Annotated in this window: 6 protein-coding genes and 1 pseudogene; 3 read left to right on the top strand and 4 right to left on the bottom strand. The window is 75.7% G+C overall.

The window, feature by feature from the left end; translation table 11 throughout:
• The coding region (locus ACW0Q9_RS28195; protein WP_456186405.1) for an FUSC family protein at window positions 1-1,171 on the bottom strand (1,171 nt) is incomplete at its 3' end.
• 74 nt (window positions 1,172-1,245) lie between these two features.
• Here ACW0Q9_RS28195 and ACW0Q9_RS28190 point away from each other — a divergent pair.
• Entirely contained in the window at window positions 1,246-1,881 is a 636-nt protein-coding gene (locus ACW0Q9_RS28190; protein ID WP_456186401.1) for an HD domain-containing protein, read from the top strand.
• Here ACW0Q9_RS28190 and ACW0Q9_RS28185 read toward each other — a convergent pair.
• On the bottom strand, window positions 1,853-2,179 hold the full coding sequence (locus ACW0Q9_RS28185; RefSeq protein ID WP_456186399.1) for a DUF4031 domain-containing protein: 327 nt from the start codon (window positions 2,177-2,179) through the stop codon (window positions 1,853-1,855). The two genes, ACW0Q9_RS28190 and ACW0Q9_RS28185, sit on opposite strands and share 29 nt — an antisense overlap.
• 57 nt (window positions 2,180-2,236) lie before the next feature.
• Here ACW0Q9_RS28185 and ACW0Q9_RS28180 point away from each other — a divergent pair, with 57 nt between their 5' ends.
• Complete coding sequence (locus ACW0Q9_RS28180) at window positions 2,237-3,637, top strand: FAD-binding oxidoreductase (RefSeq protein ID WP_456186397.1); 1,401 nt, start codon at window positions 2,237-2,239, stop codon at window positions 3,635-3,637.
• A gap of 4 nt (window positions 3,638-3,641) precedes the next feature.
• On the opposite strand, the gene ACW0Q9_RS28175 is transcribed toward ACW0Q9_RS28180, so the two are convergent.
• Window positions 3,642-4,151 (bottom strand): hypothetical protein, encoded by a 510-nt coding sequence (locus ACW0Q9_RS28175; protein WP_456186395.1) that lies wholly within the window; start codon window positions 4,149-4,151, stop codon window positions 3,642-3,644.
• Between the two features lie 62 nt (window positions 4,152-4,213).
• Window positions 4,214-6,034 carry a glycerol-3-phosphate dehydrogenase/oxidase gene (locus ACW0Q9_RS28170; protein WP_456186403.1) on the bottom strand — a complete coding sequence of 607 codons (1,821 nt, stop codon included), beginning with the start codon at window positions 6,032-6,034 and terminating at the stop codon, window positions 4,214-4,216.
• 79 nt (window positions 6,035-6,113) lie between these two features.
• On the opposite strand from ACW0Q9_RS28170, the pseudogene ACW0Q9_RS28165 reads away from it, so the two are divergent.
• Window positions 6,114-6,444 (top strand): annotated as a pseudogene (locus tag ACW0Q9_RS28165) (S8 family serine peptidase); the annotation flags it as partial.

Here is a 6,444-nt window from a genome sequence, read left to right as displayed (position 1 = left end):
GGCGGACCAGGCGGTTCGCCTCCTCCTGGTCGATGCCGGAGGCCACCATGAGGTCGCTCGCCGTGGTCCGGACCTGGGCGATCACCACGCTGCCGGAGAAGCCCACCCCCTCGGCGTACGCGCGGCCGGCCTCGCTGACCGCGCGCAGCGACCGCTCCCGGGCCTTCTCCGGCTCCTCCCCGGCGGCGAACTCGTGCCGCAGCAGGCGTACCGACTCGGCCAGGTGGGCGACCGAGTCGGGCATCGTCTCGGGGATCGGCTCCTCGTCCTCGATGACGGTGACCGAGCGGCGGATCAGGGTGCCGCTGTTCCGCATCGCCCGGTCGATCGGGTCCGCCGCCTCGGCGTAGTGGGTCAGCTCGTCCCGCCGGTGCCAGCGGGCCGGTGAGATGGTGATGGTCTCCTTGGCCCCCTCGATCGCCTCGGAGAGCGCGGCCAGCTCCTCCTTGTTCTCCCGGAGCCGGAACAGGGCCCGCTGGGCGGCTTCCCGGTCCCGGTTGCGCAGCGCCTCCGCGCAGACGTCGAGCTGGGTGGCGAGCAGGTCCAGCGCCGGCCGGGCCGCCCGGTTGATCACGCGGAGCGGGTTGAGCGGCAGCAGGATCGCGGTGACCAGCAGCGCGATGCCGCCGCCGATGAAGGCGTCGACGAAGCGGGGTATCTCCAGGTTCTGGGTGGACGGACTGAGCGTCACGATCAGCACCGCGGTGGCCGCCGCCTGGATCACGATGGCCACGCTCGCCCCGGCGAAGACGGTCAGCAGGATCGCCGCGGTGACCACCAGGCCGAGCTGCCAGGCGCCGGTGCCGAGGAAGTAGATCAGCAGATCGCCGACGAAGACGCCGACCGCCACGCCGATGATCAGCTCGACGGTCCGGCGGAACCGCTGGCCGACCGAGGCGGCCAGCGTGCCCACCGCGGAGATCGGCGCGAACACCGGCTGCGGATTGTTCAGGAACACATGGGAGACCAGGTAGGCCAGCCCCGCCGCGAGGCCCGCCTGTACCGCCAGGCCGGTCGCCGTACGCACCCGGTGCAACCGGTCGTGCAGGGTGGCCCTGCCCCGGTGCCGGAGCTGCTCCACGGCCGCGGCGATCCGCGCCCCGTCGACGTCGACAAGTCCCTCGCGCAGCGCCGTACGCCGGAAGAACGGCGGTCGTCGGTCCCGGGCCACGGCCATGGCCGGGACTACCCGTCCCGCCCCCCGTGAATCCTCCCTATCAGCGCGGTTGGGGCAGACTGCACCGCGTGGACGAGCTGATCGATCGGTGGCGGGACGCGGCCCGGGCGGCGGGGGCGGCCGACCCGCCCGGCGTCGAACGGGCCGGGGCGCGGCTGGTGGCCGGCTGGCGGGAGCCGCACCGGCACTACCACACGGTGACCCACCTGTGGGCGGTGCTCGACGTGGTCGACGCGTACGCCGGGTCGGCCCGCCGCCCGGACCTGGTCCGGCTGGCGGCGTGGTGCCACGACGCGGTCTACGACCCCCGGTCCGGCGGCGACGCCAACGAGCGGGCCAGCGCCGAGCTGGCCGGCGAGCTGCTCACCGCCGCCGGGCTGCCGGCCGGCGCGGTGCGCGAGGTACGCCGCCTGGTGCTGCTCACCGCCGGCCACGCGGTCGTCCCGGACGACCCGGACGGCGCTCTGCTCTGCGACGCCGACCTGGCGGTGCTGGCCGCCCCGCCCGCCGACTACGACCGCTACGCCGCCGCCGTCCGCCGCGAGTACGCCCACGTCCCCGACCCGGAGTTCCGCGCCGGCCGCGCCGCCGTGCTGGCCGCCCTGCTGGCCCTGCCCACCCTCTACCGGCTTCCCGAGCCGCGCTCCCGCTGGGAGGCGCGCGCCCGCGCCAACCTCACCCGGGAACTCGCGACCCTGCGCTGACCTCGGCGTCCCGTCGCGCCGGCCGGGCCGGCGCGGGGACCGCGCGGGGTCTGGGCCGGCGCAGGTCGGCGGCGCGGAGGAGGCGGACGATCTCGCGGGAGGGGACCAGCCGGGCCCCCAGCCAGACGGCCATCGGCACGCGGTCCGCGGGGAGGTCGTAGTGGTCCCGGTCGAAGGCGCGCCGGGGCACGCCCAGCGCCTCGGCGAAGGCGTGCAGCTCGGCGTAGGAGACGTCGCTGATCAGGTGCGACCACAGCCGCCCGCGCGAGGGCACCGAGGGCGGGTCCAGGTAGAGCATGGCGACAAACGTACGCCCGGTTGGTCAACCCCGCCGCCACGACCTAGCCTTCCCGGCATGGCCGGCCATCCTCTCCTCGACGACCTGCGGACCGCCCTCGGCGACGCCGCCGTGCTGACCGACCCCGACCTGCTCACCCTGCACGAGCGGGACGAGGCCGACCTGTGCGCGGCGGGCACGCCGCTGGTGGTGGTGCGCCCCCGGGACACCGGGGAGGTCGTGGCGGTGGTCCGGGCGGCGGCCCGGCACGGCGTACCCGTGGTGCCGCAGGGGGCGCGGACCGGGCTGGCCGGCGCGGCGAACGCGGTGGACGGCGCCGTGGTGCTGAGCACCGTGGCGATGGACCGGATCCTGGAGGTCGACCCGGTCAGCCGGATCGCCGTGGTGCAGCCCGGCGTGGTCAACGCGGCGCTGGCCGGGGCGGTCCGCGAGCACGGCCTCTGGTACCCGCCCGACCCCGGCTCCTGGGAGTCGTCCACCATCGGCGGCAACGTGGCCACCAACGCCGGCGGCATGTGCTGCGTGAAGTACGGCGTGACCACCGAGTACGTGCTCGGTCTGGAGGTGGTGCTCGCCTCCGGCGAGGTGCTGCGCACGGGCCGGCGCACCGCCAAGGGCGTCGCGGGATACGACCTGACCCGGCTCTTCGTCGGCTCGGAGGGCACCCTCGGTGTGATCACCGAGGTGACCGTGGCGCTGCGGCCGGCACCCGAGGAGTCGCTGACCCTGGTCGCGGTCTTCCCCACCACGGCGGCGGCCGGCACCGCGGTCGCCGGGATCGCGGCACGCGGGCTCACCCCGAGCCTGCTGGAACTGCTGGACCGGACCCACCTGCGGGCCATCGAGGCCTACCGGCCGATGGGGCTGCGGACCGACGCGGAGGCGCTGCTGCTGGCGGCGGTGGACACCGGTTCCCGGGCGGCCGACGACCTGGCCCGGCTGGCCGAGGTGTGCACGGCGGCCGGGGCCGACGAGGTCTACGCGGCCACCGACGCGGCCGAGGCGGCCGCCCTGCTCCAGGCCCGGCGGCTGGCCCACCCGGCGATGGAGAAGTTCGCCGCGGAGGCCTTCCCGGGCGGCAACGGCGGCCTGGTCATCGACGACGTGGCGGTGCCGCGCGGCGCGCTGGCGGCACTGCTGGACGGGGTGGCCCGGGTCGCCGAGGAGTGCGGGGTGCCGATCGGCGTTGTCGGGCACGCCGGCGACGGCAACATGCACCCGAACATCGTGGTCGACCGGGCCGACCCGGCCAGCCTGGCCCGCGGGCGGCGGGCCTTCGACGAGATCATGCGGCTCGGGCTGGAACTCGGCGGCACCTGCACCGGCGAGCACGGCGTCGGCCTGCTCAAGCGGGACTGGCTGGCCCGGGAGATCGGCCCGGTGGGCGTGCGGGTGCACCAGGCGATCAGGGCCGCGCTGGACCCGGCGGGGCTGTTCAACCCCGGCAAGGTGTGCTGACGCCTCAGCTCTTGTCCTCGGCCGGCGTCGCCTGCGTGATCAGCAGCAGGACCTGGTAGGCCACCGGCGGCTTCGGCTCGCCCGGGCAGTCCTGTGTGGTGATGGTCAGCCCCGGCGGGATCAGCAGGGTCGAGGTCAGCGCGTCGATGCAGCCCTGCTTGTAGTGCCGGGCCTCATCGGTCTCCTTCGCCAGCGCCGGGTCGGCGAGCATCTGCTGGAGCCGCTGCGTCTGCTCGGGGGTGAGCGCCCCGGTGGAGTCGACCCCGTCGCCCGCGCAGTCGCGGCACTGCCACCGCCCGGCCGGGTCCACCTCCAGGGTGCGCGGCGGCCCGCCCGCACCCAGTTGCTGCACCAGCGAGACCCGTCGCCCGTCCGGGGTCGGCGAGGCGGCGCCCGCCCCGCCCGGTGTGGTGGCGCCCTCGGCCTCACCGAAGAGCGAGCAGCCGCTCAGGGCGATCGCCAGCAGGACGCCGACGGACAAAGCACGGACGCGCGACCAGGATGGGCGAACCACGCGGGGAAACCTACACTTCCGTAGGTAAGCCCGGTACCCTCCGGAACGACGTTACCGGCCGGTCACCGGGAAGACGACGGCACCTCCGCGGCGCTGTCGCCGTCGGTGCCCCGGTCCGCCGCGAAACCGCGCACGTCCGGCGCGCCCAGCCGGGCCGCGTCGGCCGCCACGTCGTCCGCCATCAGCTGCGACTGCCGCTCGGCCTCCACCCGGGCCCGGTAGTGGGCCACCTCGCGGGCGCGGGTCGCCTCGTCCCAGCCGAGCACCGCACCCATCAGCTCCGCGGCGTGCTCCGCGGACTCCAGGCCGCGGTGGCTGGTCTCGATGGAGATCCGGGTACGCCGGGTCAGCACGTCCTCCAGGTGCAGCGCCCCCTCGGCGCGGGCCGCGTACGTCACCTCGGCGGCCAGGTACTCCGGGGCGCCGGCGAGCGGGGAGCCGAGCAGCGGGTCGGCGTCGACCAGGGCGAGCAGGTCGAGGGTGAGCGTGCCGTAGCGCTCCAGCAGGTGCTCCACCACCCCGACCGGCACCCCGTGCCGGCGGGCCAGGTCGGCCCGGTCCCGCCACATGGCCGCGTAGCCGTCGGCGCCGAGCAGCGGCAGGTCGGCGGTGCGCGACGGCCGGGTCCAGCCGAGCCGGTGCACCGCCCGGTCGACCACGTCCGAGGCCATCACCCGGTAGGTCGTGTACTTGCCGCCGGCCACCAGGAGCAGCCCGAGCATCGGCTCGACGACCGCGTGCTCCCGGGAGAGCTTGGAGGTGGAGTCCGCCTCGCCGGCCAGCAGCGGGCGCAGCCCCGCGTACACGCCCTCGATGTCGTCGGTGGTGAGCGGGCGGTCCAGCACCGTGTTGACCTGTTCCAGCAGGTAGTCGATGTCCTTGGCGGTGGCCGCCGGGTGGGACCGGTCCAGCCGCCAGTCGGTGTCGGTGGTGCCGATGATCCAGTGACCGCCCCACGGGATCACGAAGAGCACGCTGCTGGCGGTGCGCAGGATCAGCCCGGTCTCGCCGGTGATCGCCGAGCGGGGCACCACCAGGTGCACGCCCTTGGAGGCCCGGACCCGGAAGCCGGGGCGCAGCCCGACGTCGTTGAGCATCCGGGACATGTCGTCGCTCCACACGCCGGTCGCGGCGATCACGGTGCGGGCGCGCACCTCGAACTCGGCGTCCGGCGAGCCGGCGGGAGCCTCCAGGTCGCGGACCCGGACCCCGGTGACCTCCCGGGCCTGCCGGGTCAGGCCGACCGCCCGGGCGCTGGTCACCACGGTCGCGCCGAGGCTGGCCGCGGTGCGGGCCAGCGTCACCACCAGGCGGGCGTCGTCGACCTGCCCGTCGTAGTAGCGGATCGCCCCGGCCAGCGTGTCGGGACGCAGGCTCGGGAAGATCCGGCGGGCGCCCTCCCGGCTCAGGTGCCGGTGCAGCGGCATGCCGCGCCCGCCGCCGAACACCCCGGCGAAGACGTCGTAGGCGGCCACCCCGGCGCCGTAGTAGGAGCGGCGGAAGAACCGGCGGGGCAGGTCACGCAGGCCGCCCTCGGCGGGGAGCGGGACCAGGATCGGCACCGGGCGCACCAGGTGCGGGGCGAGCCGGGTGGCGAGCAGCCCGCGCTCGGTCAGCGCCTCGTGCACCAGGTGGAACTCGAGCTGCTCCAGGTAGCGCAGGCCGCCGTGGATCAGCTTGCTGGACCGGCTGGAGGTGCCGGCGGCGTAGTCGCGCGCCTCCACCAGGGCCACCTTCAGGCCGCGGGACGCGGCGTCGAGCGCGGCACCCGCCCCGGTCACGCCACCGCCGATGACCAGCACGTCGAACCGCTCGGCGCGGAGTCGGCGCAGGTCGTCGGCGCGGCGCTCGGCGGAGAGCTGACCGGCCACGGATCGGGACACGTTGGGGTCGCGCACGTGTCCACCGTAACCGCCCGCGCGCTCCGGCGGCACGCACCCGCCGGGCCGTACGGTGAGGGCCATGCAGGTCGGCCCGCCCAGCGCTCCCGTCCCCCCGCCGTACCCCGCTCGTCGCAACACCGGACCGTGGCCGGTGGTGGCCGCGTCGGTCACCGGCGTCTGGGCCGTGCTGGTCACGGTGCCGGCCCAGCTCGTCGGCTGGGTGGTCGACCAGCTGGTGCTGGTCACCGGCCTGGACCGCAGGGTGGCCGTCTGGCCGGTGGTGGCGCTGGTCACCGTGCTGCTGGTGGGCGCGCCCACGCTGGCGCTGGCCCTGGTCCCCCGCTCCCCCGCGATCCGCGCGACCGGTCGCGCCTGGCTGGCCGGCACGCTCGCGCTCGGCGCGCTGACCC

The organism is Micromonospora sp. I033 (assembly GCF_053890995.1).
The sequence above is the reverse complement of the archived record's forward strand: the minus strand, read 5'-3'. Positions and strand labels throughout refer to the sequence as shown.

What these genes read in the sequence shown, in the direction of transcription:
- ACW0Q9_RS28185 (WP_456186399.1), bottom strand. Translation starts at nt 2,179, where the DNA reads ATGCTCTACCTGGACCCGCCCTCGGTGCCCTCGCGCGGGCGGCTGTGG.
- ACW0Q9_RS28180 (WP_456186397.1), top strand. Translation starts at nt 2,237, where the DNA reads ATGGCCGGCCATCCTCTCCTCGACGACCTGCGGACCGCCCTCGGCGAC.